The 18,077-nt window shown below is 55.3% G+C and carries 17 protein-coding genes; 2 read left to right on the top strand and 15 right to left on the bottom strand.

The window, feature by feature from the left end:
• Positions 1-63 precede the first annotated feature (63 nt).
• The gene (locus W822_RS35815) at positions 64-1,950 is read left to right on the top strand and encodes a DUF294 nucleotidyltransferase-like domain-containing protein (protein ID WP_024005478.1); all 1,887 of its coding nucleotides are present in this window, start codon (positions 64-66) and stop codon (positions 1,948-1,950) included.
• Positions 1,940-2,668: a 3'-5' exonuclease gene (locus tag W822_RS35810; protein ID WP_024005477.1), complete on the top strand. Its 729-nt coding sequence runs from the start codon at positions 1,940-1,942 to the stop codon at positions 2,666-2,668. The genes W822_RS35815 and W822_RS35810 overlap by 11 nt, the downstream gene beginning before the upstream one ends.
• Before the next feature lie 126 nt (positions 2,669-2,794).
• On the opposite strand, the gene W822_RS35805 is transcribed toward W822_RS35810, so the two are convergent.
• The 15 genes from W822_RS35805 to W822_RS35735 are packed head-to-tail and all read right to left on the bottom strand — an operon-like array spanning position 2,795 to position 17,961.
• Entirely contained in the window at positions 2,795-3,301 is a 507-nt protein-coding gene (locus tag W822_RS35805; protein ID WP_024005476.1) for a DUF2818 family protein, read from the bottom strand.
• A gap of 13 nt (positions 3,302-3,314) precedes the next feature.
• Positions 3,315-4,799 (bottom strand): NADH-quinone oxidoreductase subunit NuoN, encoded by a 1,485-nt coding sequence (nuoN, locus tag W822_RS35800; RefSeq protein WP_024005475.1) that lies wholly within the window; start codon positions 4,797-4,799, stop codon positions 3,315-3,317.
• Positions 4,800-4,808: 9 nt separating this feature from the next.
• Positions 4,809-6,290, bottom strand: coding sequence for an NADH-quinone oxidoreductase subunit M (locus W822_RS35795; RefSeq protein ID WP_024005474.1), 1,482 nt, complete (start codon positions 6,288-6,290; stop codon positions 4,809-4,811).
• A 10-nt stretch (positions 6,291-6,300) separates the two neighbouring features.
• On the bottom strand, positions 6,301-8,361 hold the full coding sequence (nuoL, locus tag W822_RS35790; protein ID WP_024005473.1) for an NADH-quinone oxidoreductase subunit L: 2,061 nt from the start codon (positions 8,359-8,361) through the stop codon (positions 6,301-6,303).
• Between the two features lie 9 nt (positions 8,362-8,370).
• Positions 8,371-8,697 carry an NADH-quinone oxidoreductase subunit NuoK gene (gene nuoK / locus W822_RS35785; protein ID WP_024005472.1) on the bottom strand — a complete coding sequence of 109 codons (327 nt, stop codon included), beginning with the start codon at positions 8,695-8,697 and terminating at the stop codon, positions 8,371-8,373.
• A complete protein-coding gene (locus tag W822_RS35780) occupies positions 8,694-9,332 on the bottom strand; it encodes an NADH-quinone oxidoreductase subunit J (RefSeq protein WP_024005471.1) in 639 nt (212 codons plus the stop codon). Before W822_RS35780 ends, nuoK begins: the two co-directional genes overlap by 4 nt.
• Before the next feature lie 20 nt (positions 9,333-9,352).
• The gene (gene nuoI, locus W822_RS35775; RefSeq protein WP_024005470.1) at positions 9,353-9,841 is read right to left on the bottom strand and encodes an NADH-quinone oxidoreductase subunit NuoI; all 489 of its coding nucleotides are present in this window, start codon (positions 9,839-9,841) and stop codon (positions 9,353-9,355) included.
• Between the two features lie 12 nt (positions 9,842-9,853).
• Positions 9,854-10,948, bottom strand: coding sequence for an NADH-quinone oxidoreductase subunit NuoH (gene nuoH / locus W822_RS35770; protein WP_024005469.1), 1,095 nt, complete (start codon positions 10,946-10,948; stop codon positions 9,854-9,856).
• On the bottom strand, positions 10,948-13,287 hold the full coding sequence (gene nuoG / locus W822_RS35765; RefSeq protein ID WP_024005468.1) for an NADH-quinone oxidoreductase subunit NuoG: 2,340 nt from the start codon (positions 13,285-13,287) through the stop codon (positions 10,948-10,950). The genes nuoH and nuoG overlap by 1 nt, the downstream gene beginning before the upstream one ends.
• Positions 13,288-13,295: 8 nt before the next feature.
• On the bottom strand, positions 13,296-14,657 hold the full coding sequence (nuoF, locus tag W822_RS35760) for an NADH-quinone oxidoreductase subunit NuoF (RefSeq protein WP_024005467.1): 1,362 nt from the start codon (positions 14,655-14,657) through the stop codon (positions 13,296-13,298).
• Complete coding sequence (gene nuoE, locus W822_RS35755) at positions 14,654-15,148, bottom strand: NADH-quinone oxidoreductase subunit NuoE (RefSeq protein WP_024005466.1); 495 nt, start codon at positions 15,146-15,148, stop codon at positions 14,654-14,656. The genes nuoF and nuoE overlap by 4 nt, the downstream gene beginning before the upstream one ends.
• Before the next feature lie 25 nt (positions 15,149-15,173).
• Positions 15,174-16,430, bottom strand: a complete 1,257-nt coding sequence (locus tag W822_RS35750; protein WP_024005465.1) for an NADH-quinone oxidoreductase subunit D — start codon at positions 16,428-16,430, stop codon at positions 15,174-15,176.
• Between the two features lies 1 nt (position 16,431).
• Positions 16,432-17,046, bottom strand: coding sequence for an NADH-quinone oxidoreductase subunit C (locus W822_RS35745; RefSeq protein ID WP_024005464.1), 615 nt, complete (start codon positions 17,044-17,046; stop codon positions 16,432-16,434).
• Between the two features lie 42 nt (positions 17,047-17,088).
• Positions 17,089-17,577 carry a NuoB/complex I 20 kDa subunit family protein gene (locus W822_RS35740; protein ID WP_024005463.1) on the bottom strand — a complete coding sequence of 163 codons (489 nt, stop codon included), beginning with the start codon at positions 17,575-17,577 and terminating at the stop codon, positions 17,089-17,091.
• Between the two features lie 24 nt (positions 17,578-17,601).
• Positions 17,602-17,961, bottom strand: a complete 360-nt coding sequence (locus tag W822_RS35735) for an NADH-quinone oxidoreductase subunit A (protein WP_024005462.1) — start codon at positions 17,959-17,961, stop codon at positions 17,602-17,604.
• Between the last annotated feature and the right edge of the window lie 116 nt (positions 17,962-18,077).

The following is an 18,077-nucleotide window of genomic DNA, read 5'->3' as shown; positions in this document are numbered from 1 at the left end:
ACAGGAAGCATCGCACCATCGACCACAGCCAGCACATTGGAATATCGACCAGGGGGAACACACATGGAGCTTAACCGGGCCATTGTTGAGCATCTGAAGGCTTTCCCGCCATTTCAGACAATGCAGGACGACGTGCTCGCCAGGCTGGCAAGCCAGTTGACCATCAATTACTTTGAAAAGGATGAGGTCATCATACCGGCCAACGCCCCCGCGCCGCAGACATTTTATATCGTCAAACAGGGTATTGTGCAGACCGAGCAGCTTGCCAGTTCTGCCCGTCAGTACCGCGATACATTCGAATTGCATGAAGGCGAATGTTTTCCACTCGGCGCCATATTGGCCGGGCGACCCGCCGGCAGTCAGTTCGTTGCCGCGACCGATACCTTTGTCTATGAACTCACGCTGGCCGGCTTTCAGCAATTGCGTCATGATTCGCCGGTTTTCCGCGACTACTGCGAACAGCGCACCGCCCTGCTCCTGGAATATTCCAAACAAATCATCCAGGCTCAATACAGCCGCAGTCACGCCGAACAACCCGCACTCACCATGCCGCTGCAGGCGCTCATACGTCGCGAACCCGTCACCTGCACCCTGACAGCAACACTGCGCGACGCATTGCAGTGTATGAACGAGCAACAGGTCGGTTCCATTATCGCAGTTGATGACAGCCATCAGGTGCAGGGCATTTTCACTCTTCAGGATCTGCTGAGCCGCGTCGCGCTGGCCCAGGCTGATCTGGACGCCCCGTTCAGCTCATATATGACGTCCGACCCGGTTTCCCTGCCTCCCACCGCACCTGCCGCTGAAGCCGCCCTCATCATGGCCAAATATGGGTTCAGGCACATTATCGTTGCCGACCCGGAAACCGGTAAACTGCATGGCATGGTGTCAGAAAAAGATCTGTTCTCCCTGCAACGGATCAGTCTGCGGCAAATCAACCTGCACCTGCAGGCAGCGCAATCAATTGACGACGTGGCGGCCTGCTGCCAGGACATTCGCAAGCTTGGCGACAATATGATGGCCCAGGGCATTGCGGTCGAACAGATTACGCGGATTATTTCAACCCTGAACGACGTGACGTTGTGCCAGCTGTCGCGCCTGATACGTGCGCAGCACCCGCAAGTTGCTCAGCTGGACTATTGCTGGCTGGCACTGGGTTCCGAGGGACGCATGGAGCAAACGCTCTATACGGACCAGGATAACGGTATTATTTTTCACGCCGACAGTGAGCAAGAGCGCGAAGAAAAGCGCCAGATCCTGCTCGCATTCGCACAGGACGTCAATCAGGCACTGGCAACTTGCGGCTTTCCGCTATGCCCGGGCAATATCATGGCATCCAATCCTCAATGGTGCCTGAGCACCGACGAGTGGCGCAACCGCTTCTTGAGCTGGATCAGCAACCCGAACCCCAGCGGGATCATGCATTCAGCGATCTTCTTTGACTTCAGATCACTGGACGGCGATAGCCAGTTGGCGGTTGACTTAAGGCGATGGTTAAACCAGACGCTGCGTCAGCACCCGGTCTTTCTGCGCTTTCTGACACAAAATGCGCTCTCGCGCAGACCCCCGCTGGGCATTTTCCGGGACTTCGTCACCAGTCACGACGATACACTGGATCTGAAAACCCAGGCGGCCGTGCTGTTTGTGGATGCAGCCCGCATACTGGCTTTGCAAACAGGCAGCGAACAGACCAATACCGTCCTGCGTCTGAAAGAAGCAGGTCCCAAGGCCGGTCTGCGTCCGGAACAAATCAATGCCTATGCAGAATCATTCCTGTATATACAGTTGCTGCGCATGCAGCTGCATCACGCATCGGCAGCAAAAGACACACCCTATACCAACCAGATCAATCCGGCGACACTGAACGCGCTGGACAAACGTATCCTGCGCGAAGCATTCAGACTGGCTAAGTCGTTGCAAAGCATGCTGGGGGCCAAATATGCGCTGTAACGCACTGGTCGGTGCGCTCAAGCGTTTGACGCGAACGCCTGTTCAACATCCGCGCCCCGCCGCCCTGACACAGCGGTTTGAAGCATGGCGTGCGCTCGCACCCACCGACGGCAGGCAGAGCGTGCGTGACAGCAGACTGGTTGTGCTGGATGTCGAAACCAGCGGTCTGGACATGAAAAAAGATACGCTTATTGCCATCGGTGCCGTCGCCATCACGGGCGGCCGTATCATGCTGGAAGACAGCTTTGACATGGTTCTGCGCCAGGAACAGCCAAGCAGCAAAAGCAATATTCTGATCCATGGCATTGCCGGCGGCAAACAGCGCAGCGGCACCGAACCCGCAGAAGCACTTATGCAATTGCTTGAATACATTGGCGGAGATCCGCTGGTAGCCTTTCACGTGGCTTTTGACCAGACCATGCTGGAAAAAAGCCTCGCCATCTGGCTGCAGACCAATCTGAAAAAAAGGCAATGGATTGACCTGGCCTATCTGGCGCCTGCGCTCTATCGTGAACATGCCCTGAACCACCGGACACTGGACGACTGGATGCGCGTGTTTGAAATTACCAACCATCGACGCCACAATGCCGTGGCCGATGCGTTGGCCACGGCACAGCTGTTTCTGTGCCTGAACAAAAAGTGTGAAAACCAGGGCTGGCACACGCTCAACGAACTCGGCACGGCTGAAAGACAGTACCGACTCGTGCGTGGTCAATAACGGGTGTCGCCATTTCTGACGAAAAACGAAACATGCGTCCGCGGCATGACTACGCGTTGCCAACGCCCAAAGAAAAACCGGCTCGTATTTCTACGGCCGGTGTTCGTATATCACCCCGATTGCTGATCAGGCCGACTTATGACGACGCACCGGATGCTTCATCAAATGACGCCATACAAAGCCGGGATACGCCAGCACCACATAAAGACAAGCGGCAATCGTGTAAAACTCCCAATTCTTTACTGAGGGATTGGCGTAATTGGCCTCGATTGCAAAACCAATCGCCCCCACAACAAAGTAGCCGACGAGCACCTCAATCAGACGCGTACTGACATGCTTGACGGGAACATGAGGCGTCACCATCGCACCAGGTGCGTACAACGCAATCCCAAGCAGCAACACCCCACCCAGCATATAGACCAGATTGCCTGCCTGGGTAGCCAACAGCCAGCAACCAGCGGCGATAACCACATAAGACAGCACGGCGCGCAAGGTGCAGAACCAGAACGGCTTTTCCTGCTCACCCGTTTGCCGCCATGGCGTAAAGATAAAAGCGCGTTCCGTCAGAAACGGCGCCATGGCAAACATAAACGCCAGAACAATAAAAATCCAGATCGATTCAGAGGGATACATAATCGTCCGTTGCTCAGAACTTCAGCGAAGCATCAATAACCTGCACACACAGCGCCATCAGTCCACCGGGCAAAATACCCAGCAGAATGATCAGCGCCCCATTGACCGACATGACACCGCTGCGGAAAGACCAGGACGTATCCGGGCCGGGAACGCCTTGCGCCGGATCATCGAAGTACACAACCTTGACCACGCGCAGGTAATAGAACGCACCGATCAGTGAGCAGATCACGGCATAAATAGCCAGCCAAACGTGCCCGGCAGAAATCACTGCCTGCAGTACGACCAGCTTGGCGTGGAAACCCACCAGGGGTGGAATGCCTGCCAGAGAAAACATCAAGAGCAGCATACCAAAGGCCATGACCGGATTGCGCTGGTTCAGGCCTTTCAGATCATCAATTTCCTCGCATTCAAAACCCTGACGACTCATCAGCAGCACCAGGCCAAAGCTGGCCAGCGTTGTCAGCACATAGGTCACGATATAAAACAGCGAAGAAGCATAGGCGCCGCTTTGCACGGTACCATTGGCAGCCACGCCGGACAGCAGACCCAGCAGGATGAAGCCGACGTGTGAAATCGTCGAATAGGCCAGCATGCGCTTGAAGTTAGTCTGCATGATCGCCGTCAGGTTACCAATCGCCAGCGACAGCACCGCCAGAATAATCAGCATGGGCTGCCAGCTCAGCGCTACGCCATTGAGCCCTTCGATCAACAAGCGCAGCGTAATGGCCAATGCGGCCAGTTTGGGTGCGGCACCAATGGTCAGGGTAATCGCCGTTGGCGCACCCTGATAAACATCGGGAATCCACATATGAAACGGCACCGCGCCCAGCTTGAACGCCAGACCCGCCACAATAAACACCGTACCCAAAACCAGCGTCATCTCGCCGGCCTGACCGCTGCGAATGACCTGAGTCACGCCTGCCAGATCCACATGACCTGTGGCACCGTAAACCATGGAAATACCGTAAAGCATGAACCCGGATGCCAGGGCACCCAGTACAAAGTACTTCATGGCCGATTCCGTCGCCACCAGCGAATCACGACGCAAGGCGACCATGGTATACAGGGCCAGCGACATCAATTCCAGGCCCAGATAAATAGTCAGCATGCTGCTGGCCGAAATCATGACCATCTGGCCGAGAAGCGCGCACAGCGTCAGCGGATACAGTTCGCCCGACTTGGACATATCGCGATCCACCACGTACTGCCGGCTGTAGATTAACGTGACCAGCACCGCCAGGTAAGAGGCAATTTTCAGGAAATGAGCCAGCGGGTCGGCCACATACATGCCGTAAAACGTGGTACCGGCAATGCCGCCATTCCACTGCATCAGTGACACAACGGTCAGAATGATCAGCGCGCACAATGAAAACACATACGTGGTTTTGCGCGTAGCTTCATGACTGAATGCATCGTAAACCAGAATGCCCATGGCCATAATCACAAGAATGATTTCAGGCGCCGCAAGTGCAAAATTAAATTGATTTTCCATGATGACTCAGTCTTACAGTTTAGAAACGGCCACGTGCTCCAGCAACTGCTGGACAGACACGTGCATAACGTCGGTAAACAGTTTCGGATAGATACCCATTACCAGCACGAAGATGGCCAGAATGGCCAATATTGCATATTCGCGGCAGCTGACGTCTTTCATCTGCTTGACCGCTTCATTGGTGATTTCACCGTAGGCAACGCGCTTGACCATCCAGAGTGAATAGGACGCCCCCAGAATCAGTGCGGTTGCAGTTAACAGGCCGATCCAGAAATTGTGCTCCACAGCACCCAGGATGACGTAGAACTCTCCCACGAATCCACTGGTCGCAGGCAAACCGCTATTGGCCATGGAGAACAATACGAAAAACGTCACAAACTTGGGCATGGTGTTAATCACGCCACCGTAATCGGCGATGCGACGGGTATGCAGGCGGTCATACAGCACGCCGATACACATGAACATGGCACCAGATACAAAGCCATGAGAAATCATCTGAATGATCGCACCTTCCATTCCTGCCGTATTGAACAGGAAAAAGCCCAGGGTAACAAAACCCATGTGCGCAACAGAAGAATACGCCACCAGTTTTTTCATATCGTCCTGGACGATCGCCACCAGACCAATGTAGATCACCGCAATCAGCGACAGGGCAATCATCAGCCCCGCCATGCTATGCGACGCATCAGGTGCAATCGGCAATGAAAAGCGCAGAAAGCCGTAAGCACCCAGTTTCAGCATGATGGCGGCCAGTACGATCGAACCGCCTGTAGGCGCTTCCACGTGAGCATCAGGCAACCATGTATGCACCGGCCACATCGGGACTTTCACAGCGAAAGCGGCCAGCAGCGCAAAGAAAATCAGCATCTGCGGCGTATAGCCCAGCTTGGCCTGCTGCCAGGTCAGAATATCGAACGAGCCGGTCTGTGTGTACAGATAGATAAATGCAACCAGCGTCAACAACGATCCCAGCAGCGTGTACAGGAAAAACTTGAACGCGGCATACACCCGGTTCGGACCACCCCATACCCCGATGATGATATACATCGGAATCAGCGTGGCTTCAAAGAAGATATAGAACAGCAGACCATCCAGCGCGGCAAAAACCCCGACCATCAGGCCCGACAGGATCAGAAATGCAGCCATGTACTGCGCAACGCGCTTGGTAATGACTTCCCAGCCCGCCAGCACAACGATGACCGTGATAAAGGAGGTCAGCAGTACCAGCCACATCGAGATACCATCCACGCCCAGATGGTAGGTCGCAGAGAATGCATCGATCCAGGGTGTCTGCTCCACAAACTGCATTTGTGCCGTAGACCCATCGAAGCCGAAATAAATCGGCAGCGTAACCAGGAATCCGATGACAGAACCGAAAAGTGCCAGCTTGCGCGTAAAGTCCGCGCGCTCATCGCTGCCCATGATCAGAACCAGAATACCGGCAACGATCGGCACAAAAATAGCCAGGGACAGCCAGGGTAAGGTAGAAGTCATTTCGCCCATCTTAAAGTACCAGCACAAATATTGAAATGAAGGCAATTACGCCAACGATCATGGCGAACGCATAATGGTAGATGTATCCGGACTGCAGATGACGGCTGATCGCAGCCACCAGGCCAACCAGACGCGTACTGCCCGAAACCAGCCCGCCATCGATGACCCCCTTGTCGCCCACATTCCAGAAAACCGAACCCAATGCGCGTGCGCCACGAGCAAAAATATTCTCGTTGACCCAGTCCACATAGTATTTGTTTTCCAGAATCCGGTTGACACCCGACAGTGAACGATACAGCCGGGCAGGCACGGCAGGATTGATCAGATAGCAATACCAGGCAACCACCAGGCCGGCGATCATCAGCCAGAACGGAATCGTGCTGAAGGAATGCATTGCATAGGCAAACCAGCCATGGAACTCATGCGCCAGTTCTTCCATCGCGGGGTGATGTTCGGATACCGTAATCACACCCTTGAAGAAATCGCCGAACAGCAGCGGGTTGATCGCCCACGCACCGGCAATGACCGAAGGAATGGCCAGCAGCACCAGCGGCAAGGTAACAACCCAGGGAGACTCGTGCGGTGTACCACCGTGATGATGGTCGTCATGACCATGGCTATCCTGGGCATGTGCATCGTGTGCCGACGCATGCGCTTCATCATGGTGACCATGAGCGTGACCGTCTGTATTGAAGCGTGGCTTGCCATGGAAAACCAGGAAATAGACACGGAAGGAATACAGCGAAGTGACAAATACGCCAATGAGCGTGGCCCAGTATGCGAAACCACTGCCCCATACCGTCGCGGCACCGGCCGCTTCAATGATATGTTCCTTGGAATAGAAACCGGCAAAGAACGGCGTACCGACCAGCGACAGCGTGCCGATCAGGAACGTGATCCAGGTGATCGGCATGTATTTGCGCAGTCCGCCCATATTGCGAACGTCCTGGTCATGGTGCATGCCGATAATCACGGAACCGGCGCCCAGGAACAGCAGGGCTTTGAAAAACGCGTGCGTCATCAGGTGGAAAATCGCGATCGGGTAGGCCGAGGCGCCCAGCGCCACAGTCATATAGCCCAGCTGCGACAGTGTAGAATACGCAACCACGCGTTTGATGTCGTTCTGGATAATGCCCAGAATACCCAAAAACAGCGCACCGATACTACCGATCACAATCACAAAGGACAGTGCCGTGGGCGACAGTTCAAACAGGGGTGAAAAACGGGCTACCATGAAAATACCGGCAGTCACCATGGTCGCCGCGTGAATCAGCGCAGAGATCGGTGTCGGGCCTTCCATGGAGTCAGGCAGCCAGGCATGCAAAGGCACCTGGGCTGATTTACCCATGGCACCGATGAACAGGCAAATACATGCCACGGTAATCAGATGCCAGTCTGTTCCGGGAAAGGCTGTTGCCGCCAGTTTGTCCGATTGGGCAAACACGTCGGAATAGTTCAGCGATCCGGTATAGGCAAACAGCAGACCAATACCCAATACAAAGCCGAAGTCACCTACGCGGTTGATCAGAAACGCCTTCATATTGGCGAAAATCGCCGTGGGACGGGTATACCAGAAACCGATCAGCAGATAAGAAACCAGACCCACCGCTTCCCAGCCGAAAAACAGCTGCAGCATATTGTTGGCCATCACCAGCATCAACATGGAGAAGGTAAACAGCGAGATATAGGCAAAGAAACGCTGGTAGCCCGGATCGTCCGACATATAGCCGATGGTATAGATATGCACCATCAGCGAGACCGAGGTCACGACAACCATCATAAGCGCAGTCAGCGAATCCACCAGGAATCCGACCTGCGCAACCCGCGTACCGATCAGGCTCCAGGTATAGACCGTGTCGTTGTAGTACGCAGCGTTGACCGCCACCTGATACAGGACGTAGGCGGATCCGAAGAACGATATGGCCACCAGGACGATGGTGATCATGTGGGAAGCCCGACGGCCGATCGAGCGGCCGACGAAACCGGTTCCGAACAGGCCGGTAATGATGGCGCCCAGCAAGGGAGCCAGGGCGATGACCAGAAGCAGTGAAGATGATAAGGCGTTGTTCATTCCGGATCCTTACCCTTTCAAACGACCGATGTCGTCCACATTGATTGAATTGATTTTACGGAACAGCATCACAAGAATCGCCAGACCAATAGCCGCTTCGGCAGCCGCCACTGTAAGGATGAAAAAAACGAATACCTGTCCGGCGGTATCGGGCATGCCATTGGCGCCCGGCAACCAGCTGGAAAAAGCCACGAAATTGATATTGACTGCCAGCAGCATCAGTTCGATCGACATGAGCAGGCTGATCAGATTGCGGCGGTTCAGGAAAATCCCGAACACGCCCATGGCAAACATAATGGCACCAAGAATCAAATAATGAGCAAGTGATATGGTCATTTGCCTTCCCCTACTGGTTTTGCGGCATCGGCGTCTGCTGCCGGCACTTCTCGCTGTGAAGGAATGTTGACCATTTTCAGGCGGTCGCTCGCCTTCACATGCAGTTGCTGATCGGAGGTCACGTACTTGCGGTTGCGACGTTCACGCAAGGTCAGCGCGATTGCCGCAATCATCCCGACCAGCAGCGTCACCGCACCGACCTGAATTGCATACGAATACTGTGAATACAGGGCAATGCCCAGCTCACGGGTGTTGTTGTACTCTGCCGGCATGGCGATGGACGGGCCGGAACCCAGGTACATATTGCCAAGCACGAAGGCGATTTCCAGCACCATGACGCCACCGACCACCAGCCCCAGGGGAAGATAGGTCTTGAACCCTGAGCGCAGACCGGATGGCGTAATATCGATCATCATCACCACAAACAGGAACAGCACCATCACGGCGCCCACATACACCAGAACAAGCAACAATGCCAGGAACTCCGCGCCCAGCAGCATCCACAACATGGAGGCCGTAAAGAACGTAAGGATCAGGTGCAACACCGCCGTCACCGGACTGGTCGCAGTAATGACCCGCGCCCCTGCAATGATCAGGATAACGGCCAGAATATAAAAGAGAACAGTTGTAAACATGGTTATCTTCTCATTTGCCTTTATCGATACCGGGCATCAGCTTCGCGGCGCGCAGCGATCTCGGATTCATACTTGTCGCCTACCGCCAGCAGCATATCCTTGGTGAAATACAGGTCGCCCCGTTTCTCTCCGTGGTATTCATGGATATGCGTCTCGACGATGGAATCGACCGGGCAGCTCTCTTCGCAGAAGCCGCAGAAAATACACTTGGTCAGATCAATATCGTAGCGCGTGGTGCGACGGCTGCCGTCATCACGCTCTTCCGATTCAATGGTGATGGCCAGCGCGGGGCATACCGCCTCACACAACTTACAGGCAATGCATCGCTCCTCCCCATTGGGATAGCGACGCAGCGCATGCAGTCCACGGAACCGCGGCGACGCGGGTGTCTTCTCGTACGGATACTGCAACGTAATCTTGCGTTTGAAGAAGTACTTGCCCGTCAGACTCATGCCTTTCAGCAACTCAGTCAGTAACAGGCTGCCGAAAAAATCTTTAATTGCACTCATGTCTCTGTCAGCCTATTTCCAGATATTAAAGGGTGTCTGCATCCAGATCGCCACAACCAGCAGCCAGATCCCTGTGAGCGGAATAAATATTTTCCAGCCCAGACGCATGATCTGGTCATAGCGGTACCGCGGAAAAGAAGCGCGGAACCAGATGAACAGCGACACCACAAAAAATGCCTTCAGACCCAGCCACAACCAGCCGGGAACCCAGGTAAAGGGCACGATATCGAGCGGCGCAGACCAGCCGCCCAGGAACATCACCGAAGCGATGGCGGACAGCAGAATCATATTGGCGTATTCAGCCAGGAAGAACAGGGCAAAACCCATCCCTGAATACTCCACCATATGACCGGCCACGATTTCGGACTCGCCCTCGACCACGTCAAAGGGGTGACGGTTGGTTTCAGCCACAGCCGAAATAACATAAATAACAAACAGCGGCAACAACGGCAGCCAGTTCCATGACAGGAACGTCAGGCCGTGCGAGGCAAACCAGCCCTGCATTTGGCCTTGTACGATGCCGTTCATGTTCAGCGTGCCTGAGACCAGCAGTACGGTCACCAGAACAAAGCCCATGGCCAGTTCATAGGACACCATTTGTGCAGATGCGCGCATCGCACCCAGGAAAGCGTACTTGGAGTTTGACGCCCAGCCGGCGATGATCACCCCATATACCCCGACAGAAGTAATGGCCATCACATACAGCAGACCCGCGTTAACGTTGGCCAGCACCACTTCGGGACCGAAAGGCACCACCGCCCAGGCGGCCAGCGCCGGGATCAGGGTCAGCACCGGTGCAACAAAATACAGAATTTTGTTCGCCTTAGCCGGCACGATGACCTCTTTGGTCAGCAGCTTGAGCACGTCGGCAAAGGGCTGCAGCAACCCGCCAGGACCGACCCGATTCGGGCCGCGCCGTACGTGCATGTAACCGATCATGCGGCGCTCCCATAAGGTCAGGAAAGCCACACAGATGATGATGGGCAACGCAATGACCACGATCATGACCAGCGTCCAGATGACAAGCCATACGATCGGGCCAAGCAGATCTGTTCCCCAGGCATTGACTGCCCTGACGCCATCGGTAAACCAGGACCAGATATCCATCAAAGTTTCTCCACGAATACGTTACCGAAAGCACTGCCGAGTGCGGCAGTTTGTGCAAAGCCCTGGGCGATGCGCACTGTATTGTCTGCCAGGCGATTGTCTTCCTGCGCCTGGATGCGGATCTGATTACCGTTGCCGCCGCGAATCTGCACGTCCTCACCACTCTGAATACCGAGACGGGTCAGCGTCGCGGCGTTCAGACGGGCAACGGGTACGGCACTGGCCGGCGCCTGTTGCAGGGAACCGGCACGACGCACGATGGCATCGGTGCGGTAGATCGGCAAGTCGGCGACACGCTGCAGTCCGGCAGCGGCATCCGCTGTTTGTGCGGACGCAACCGCTGTTGCAGTGACCCGATTGGACAAGCGTGACGTAAAGCCGTTGAGCAGCACGCTGTCGCGAACAGACTCGGAAGTCTCGTCTTCGAAGTCAGCCAGTTTCAGGATATTGCCCAGCACCCGCAACACTTTCCATGCAGGACGGCTTTGGCCCAATCCGGCAACCACACCCTTGAAGCTCTGGGCCCGCCCTTCGGCATTGACGAAGGTGCCCGATGTTTCGGTAAACGGTGCAACCGGCAGCATAATGCGTGCCCATTTTTCAGCGGCAGACTTATAGGACGTCAATGCAATGGAGAATGCACCAGCCAGCATTTTTTCGGCCTTGTCTCCGTCGTTCATGTCAAGCGACGGTTCGGCGTGCAGAACCAGATAGGCTTTCAGAGGGTTGTCCATCATTTTGACAACGTTCATGCCCTCTTCCGTCGCCACCGCACCGGCCAGATAACCACCCACCGTATTGGCGCCGGCGGTCAGAAAGCCCAGCGTGCCTTTGGCGTTATCGGCGATCGCCTGTGCCTGGACGGCCAGCTGTGTCGCCTGGGGCGCATTCACCGCCATATTGCCCAGAAAGACTGCGGCTTTTGTACCGGAACCCATGATGTCTGCAATCTGCGCAGGCGTCAGGGGTGCGTCAGCAGATTGTACGGCGCTACCCTGCCCGTTCTGATCGGCCTCGGCGCTCGTGCCTGCAATCTGCGCGATCGTGTTCAGCAATTGATCGGGCGCAACGGTCAGCCGCTTCGCTGTCGGAATCAGTGGATCTTCACCGGTGGTGTCGATAATGACAATTTGCGTTCCGTGCTTGGCTGCCTGGCGCAGGCGCTGTGCAAACAACGGATGATCCTTACGCAGCACCGAACCGATAATCAACACGCGATCAAGGGTATTGAGTTCGGCAATGGGCATGCCCAGCCAGGGAGCGCCTTCCAGGGCTCGCTCAAAGCCGACATCGGTCTGACGCAGGCGGAAATCAATATGTTGCGAACCCAGACTACGTGTCAGACGGGCAAGCAAAGCCAGCTCCTCGACAGTCGAATATTCAGTGGCCAGGGCACCGATCTGACCATCGCCATGCGTCTGATTGATGCGTTCCAGCACCTGGGCAGCGGCAGTCAGCGCTTCGCTCCAGGAAGACTCGCGCCAGACACCGTCATCACCCTTGATCATGGGCGTTTCAAGACGGTCCTCGGCATTGAGCCCTTCGTAAGACCAGCGATCCTTGTCGCTGATCCAGCATTCGTTGATCTCCTCATTCTCGAAAGGCACCACGCGCATCACGCGTTCACCCTTGACCTGCACCACCAGATTGGCACCGACGCTGTCGTGCGCACTGATAGAGCGACGGCGCGCCAATTCCCAGGTCCGGGCCGTATAACGGAACGGTTTGGACGTGAGGGCGCCGACCGGACAGATATCGATCATATTGCCTGACAGTTCTGACTCGATGGCCTTGCCGACAAACGTCTGGATTTCAGAGTGCTCGCCACGATTGAGCATGCCCAGTTCCATGACGCCGGCCACTTCCTGGCCGAAACGTACGCAACGGGTACAGTGAATGCAACGACTCATTTCCTCGGCGGACACCAGCGGGCCGACATCCTTGTGGAACACCACGCGCTTTTCTTCGCGATAGCGGGATTCGTCGCTGCCGTAACCGACGGCCAGGTCCTGCAACTGACACTCACCGCCCTGGTCGCAGATCGGGCAATCCAGCGGATGATTGATCAGCAGAAACTCCATCACGCTTTTTTGCGCAGCGACTGCCTTGGCCGAGCAGGTGTGCACCACCATGCCCTGTGTGACAGGAGTGGCGCAAGCCGGGAGCGCTTTGGGCGCTTTTTCCACTTCAACCAGACACATGCGACAGTTGGCAGCGATGGACAGCTTTTTGTGGTAACAGAAATGCGGAACGTACAGCCCCAGTTCGCTGGCGGCATGCATGACCATGCTGCCTTCGGGCACTGATACGGGTTTTCCGTCTATGGTAAGTTCAACCATGCTTTGACCTACAGATATTGAGGAACCACACATTGCTTATGCTCAATGTGGTATGCGAATTCATCGCGATAATGCTTCAAAAATCCGCGAACCGGCATTGCTGCCGCGTCGCCCAGCGCACAAATGGTGCGGCCCATGATATTGCCGGCAATGGTATCGAGCAGATCCAGATCTTCCTGGCGCCCCTGCCCGTGTTCAATGCGATTGACCATGCGATAGAGCCAGCCGGTGCCTTCACGGCAAGGCGTGCACTGGCCGCAGCTTTCTTCGAAATAGAAATACGACAGGCGCAACAGCGACTTGACCATGCAACGGGTTTCGTCCATGACAATGACCGCGCCGGAACCGAGCATTGAACCGGCCTTGGCGATGGCATCGTAATCCATGGTGGTGTCCATCATGATATCGCCAGGTAATACGGGCGCACTGGATCCACCTGGAATCACAGCTTTCAGCTTGCGACCATCGCGCATGCCGCCGGCCAGCTCCAGCAGTTTGGAAAACGGCGTGCCCAGCGGAATTTCGTAGTTGCCGGGACGCTCGACATCACCGGTAATGGAAAACAGCTTGGTGCCGCCATTATTGGGCAGCCCGATGTCCAGATACTGCTGGCCGCCATTACGGATGATCCATGGGACCGCCGCAAAGGTTTCGGTGTTGTTGATCGTCGTCGGCTTGCCGTACAGGCCGAAACTGGCCGGAAACGGTGGTTTGAAACGGGGCTGGCCTTTCTTGCCTTCCAGGGATTCGAGCAATGCCGTTTCTTCGCCGCAGATATACGCACCGTAACCATGGTGCGCATGCAGCTGGAATGAAAATTCAGAACCAAGGATTTTGTCACCCAGAAATCCGGCGGCGCGCGCTTCTTCCAGCGCTTCTTCAAACCGTTCGTAGATTTCGAAAATTTCACCGTGGATGTAGTTATAGCCCACCGTGATGCCCATGGCATAGGCGGCAATCGCCATGCCCTCGATCACGATATGAGGGTTGGAGCGCAGAATATCGCGATCCTTGAACGTACCGGGCTCGCCTTCATCGGAATTGCAGACCAGATATTTCTGTCCCGGAAAATTACGGGGCATGAAACTCCATTTGAGGCCTGTCGGAAAACCGGCACCGCCACGGCCACGCAGACCCGAGGCTTTGACTTCGGCGATGACGTCTTCCTGCGTCATCCCGGTGGTCAGAATCTTGCGCAAAGCTTCGTAGCCGCCCCGTTTGACGTAGTCTTCAAGACGCCAGTTGTCGCCGTTCAGATCAGCCATGATTTGTGGCTGGATATGACGGCCGTGCAACGCCATGGACGAATTCAGATCGCCTGCAGGGTTGGCGTTCAGACCTTGTGAATACTTGCTCAGAATGACGCTCATGCAGCATCTCCTTGTTGTGCAAGCTCAGCCAGCATGGCATCGATTTTTTCCGTCGACATCCGCACGCACATATGGTGATTGTTCACGATCAGCACGGGGGAATCGCCGCAAGCGCCCATGCACTCGCCTTCCTGAAGGGTAAACAGGCCGTCGGCCGTTGTTTCACCCAGCTCGATACCGAGTTTCTGTTTCAGGTAATCGGCCGTCTTTTCCCCATCGCGCAAGGCACAGGGCAGATTGGTGCACACACTGATCTTGAACCGGCCCATGGGCTTAGTATTGAACATGTTGTAAAAGGTGGCTACTTCCTGGACCGCGATGGGCTCCACGCCAATATACCGTGCAACATCAGCAATGATGTCTGCCGATACCCAGCCTTTTTCCACCTGCGCGATGCGCAGGGCCGACATAATGGCGGACTGACGCTGATCGGCCGGATATTTGGCCAGCTCTTTGTCTATCCTTGTATACGCCTGTTGAGAAAGCAACATTTTTTAATCCAGTAATCCGCTGCAGTCAGCGGTCAATTTCACCAAACACGATATCCTGAGTGCCGATAATCGTGACAGCATCGGCCAGCATATGGCCGCGGGACATTTCATCCAGCGACTGCAGGTGTACAAAGCCCGGCGGACGGATTTTAAGGCGATACGGTTTGTTCGCGCCGTCTGACACCAGGTAAATACCAAACTCCCCTTTCGGGTGTTCGACCGCAGAATACACTTCACCGGCAGGCACCGGAAAGCCTTCGGTAAACAGCTTGAAGTGGTGGATCAGCTCTTCCATATTGGATTTCATGCTGGTCCGCTTCGGCGGCGTGATCTTGTGGTTATCACTGATAACCGGGCCGGGATTATTACGCAGCCAGTGCACACATTGAGAAATGATGCGATTGCTTTCGCGCATTTCGGCAATCCGTACCAGATAACGGTCGTAACAGTCGCCGTTGGTGCCCACCGGAATATCGAACTCCAGGCGATCGTAGACTTCATAGGGCTGCATGCGACGCAGGTCCCAGTTGACACCGGAGCCACGCAACATGGGGCCGGTAAAGCCCAGCGCCATGGCCCGGTCAGGATCAACCACCCCGATCCCCACCAGACGCTGCTTCCAGATCCGGTTGTCGGTAAGCAGTGTTTCGTATTCGTCCACGCATTTGGGGAAACGTTCCGTGAAAGCTTCGATAAAATCAAGCAGCGAGCCCTGACGGGTTTCGTTGAACTGCTCGATTTCGCGCTTGCTGCGGTATTTGGAATCCATCTTGTGCTGCGGCATGCTATCGGGCAGATCGCGATATACGCCACCAGGACGGTAGTAAGCCGCGTGCATGCGGGCACCGGAGACCGCTTCGTAGCAGTCCATCAAGTCTTCGCGTTCGCGGAAGGCATACAGCATGGCCGCCATGGCACCCACGTCCAGACCGTGCGTGCCGACGCTCATCAGGTGATTGAGCAATCGGGTAATTTCGTCGAACATCACGCGGATATACTGGGCGCGCAGAGGCACCTCAATACCCAGCAGTTTCTCGATCGCCATCACATAGGCGTGTTCATTGCACATCATGGACACATAATCAAGACGGTCCATATAGGGCAGCGCCTGGATATAGGTCTTATGCTCGGCCAGCTTTTCGGTAGCGCGGTGCAGCAGCCCGATATGGGGGTCGGCGCGCTGGATCACCTCGCCGCTGAGTTCCAGAATCAGCCTAAGCACCCCGTGTGCTGCCGGGTGCTGGGGGCCGAAGTTCAGCGTGTAGTTTTTGATTTCTGCCATTTTAACGTCCTACTCCGTAACCTTCCTCGCGGATCACGCGAGGGGTAATTTCGCGCGGCTCGATCGTAACGGGTTGATAGATCACTCGCTGAGAAGCCTCGTCGTAACGCATTTCAACATAGCCGGACAATGGAAAATCCTTGCGGAACGGATGACCGATAAAGCCATAGTCGGTCAGAATGCGACGCAGGTCGGGGTGCCCCTCGAACACAATGCCGTACAGATCAAATGCTTCGCGCTCGAACCAGTTCACCGCAGGCCAGACATCGATCAGGCTTGGCACCACCGGAAACTCATCATTCGGCACCCAGGCCCGCACCCGCAAGCGCCAGTTATGCGTCACAGACAGCAACTGAACTGCTACCGCAAAACGGGACGGAAATGTCGGTTTGACATGTGCGCCGGGCTGGCCATAAGTAAGGTAATCTACGCCACACAAGTCAATACAGGATTCGAACCGAAACGCAGCATCATCACGCAGAAACTGACAGGTTTCTATCCATTTGTCGGCTGGAATGTCCAGGTTAAGCTCGCCAAAGGCGCTTGTCAGCACAAACGATTCTTGATCGCCGAACTGTGCGCGCAGGGCTTGTTCCAAGGTTTCTAAACGGGTCATAGCATTGACGCTTCTACAAAAAGAGGTGCGGCCATCAGCCGGTTACGCTTCGCGTGCGATAGTATTGGTGCGACGGATCTTGTTCTGCAACTGCAGCAGACCATAAACCAGCGCTTCTGCCGTGGGCGGACAGCCCGGGACGTAGATATCGACCGGCACAATGCGGTCACAGCCGCGGACAACGGAATACGAATAGTGGTAGTACCCGCCACCATTGGCACAGGAGCCCATGGAGACCACCCAGCGCGGCTCGGCCATTTGGTCATACACCTTGCGCAATGGCGGCGCCATTTTATTACACAATGTGCCGGCAACAATCATGACGTCAGACTGCCGCGGGCTGGGCCTAAAAATAATACCGAACTGGTCAAGGTCATAGCGGGCGGCGCCGGCGTGCATCATTTCTACCGCACAACAGGCCAGACCGAAGGTGACGGGCCACATGGAGCCCGTTTTCACCCAGTTGAGCACGGCGTCGGTTGATGTAACCAGAAAGCCCTGCTTGTTCAATACGTTTTGTTCAGAAGACATAGCGACTTACACTCCGGGGATCGGTTAATCCCAGTCCAGTGCACCTTTTTTCCATTCATAAATAAACCCGACGGTGAGCACCGTCAGGAACACGATGACTGTCCAGAAGCCGACCAGACCGACCTGCCCGTTGGCAATCGCCCAGGGGAACAGGAACGCAATTTCCAGATCGAACAGAATAAACAGGATAGCCACCAGGTAATAGCGAACATCGAAGCGCATGCGCGCATCTTCGAAGGCATCAAAGCCACACTCGTAAGGAGCGTCTTTTTCAGCGCCAGGCTGACGGGGGCCAAGAAACGATCCCATGGCCAGCAACGCAACGCCAATAATGGCAGCGACCACAATGAAAAGAAGGACCGGGAAGTATTCAGCGATAGACATAAAACGCCGCCACAAAGATTGAGGATGAAATTCTATAAACTTTTAGATTGTATCATTTCACAAACAACCGCGCGCGGTTTCATCCGGTAAAAAACAGATAATTCACCCCTTGCCGG

The sequence above is a fragment of the Advenella kashmirensis W13003 genome (genome assembly GCF_000506985.1).
GTDB classification, from domain to species: Bacteria; Pseudomonadota; Gammaproteobacteria; order Burkholderiales; family Burkholderiaceae_B; genus Advenella; species Advenella kashmirensis_A.
Note: the sequence above shows the minus strand (reverse complement) of the source record. Positions and strands in the feature narration are given on the sequence as shown.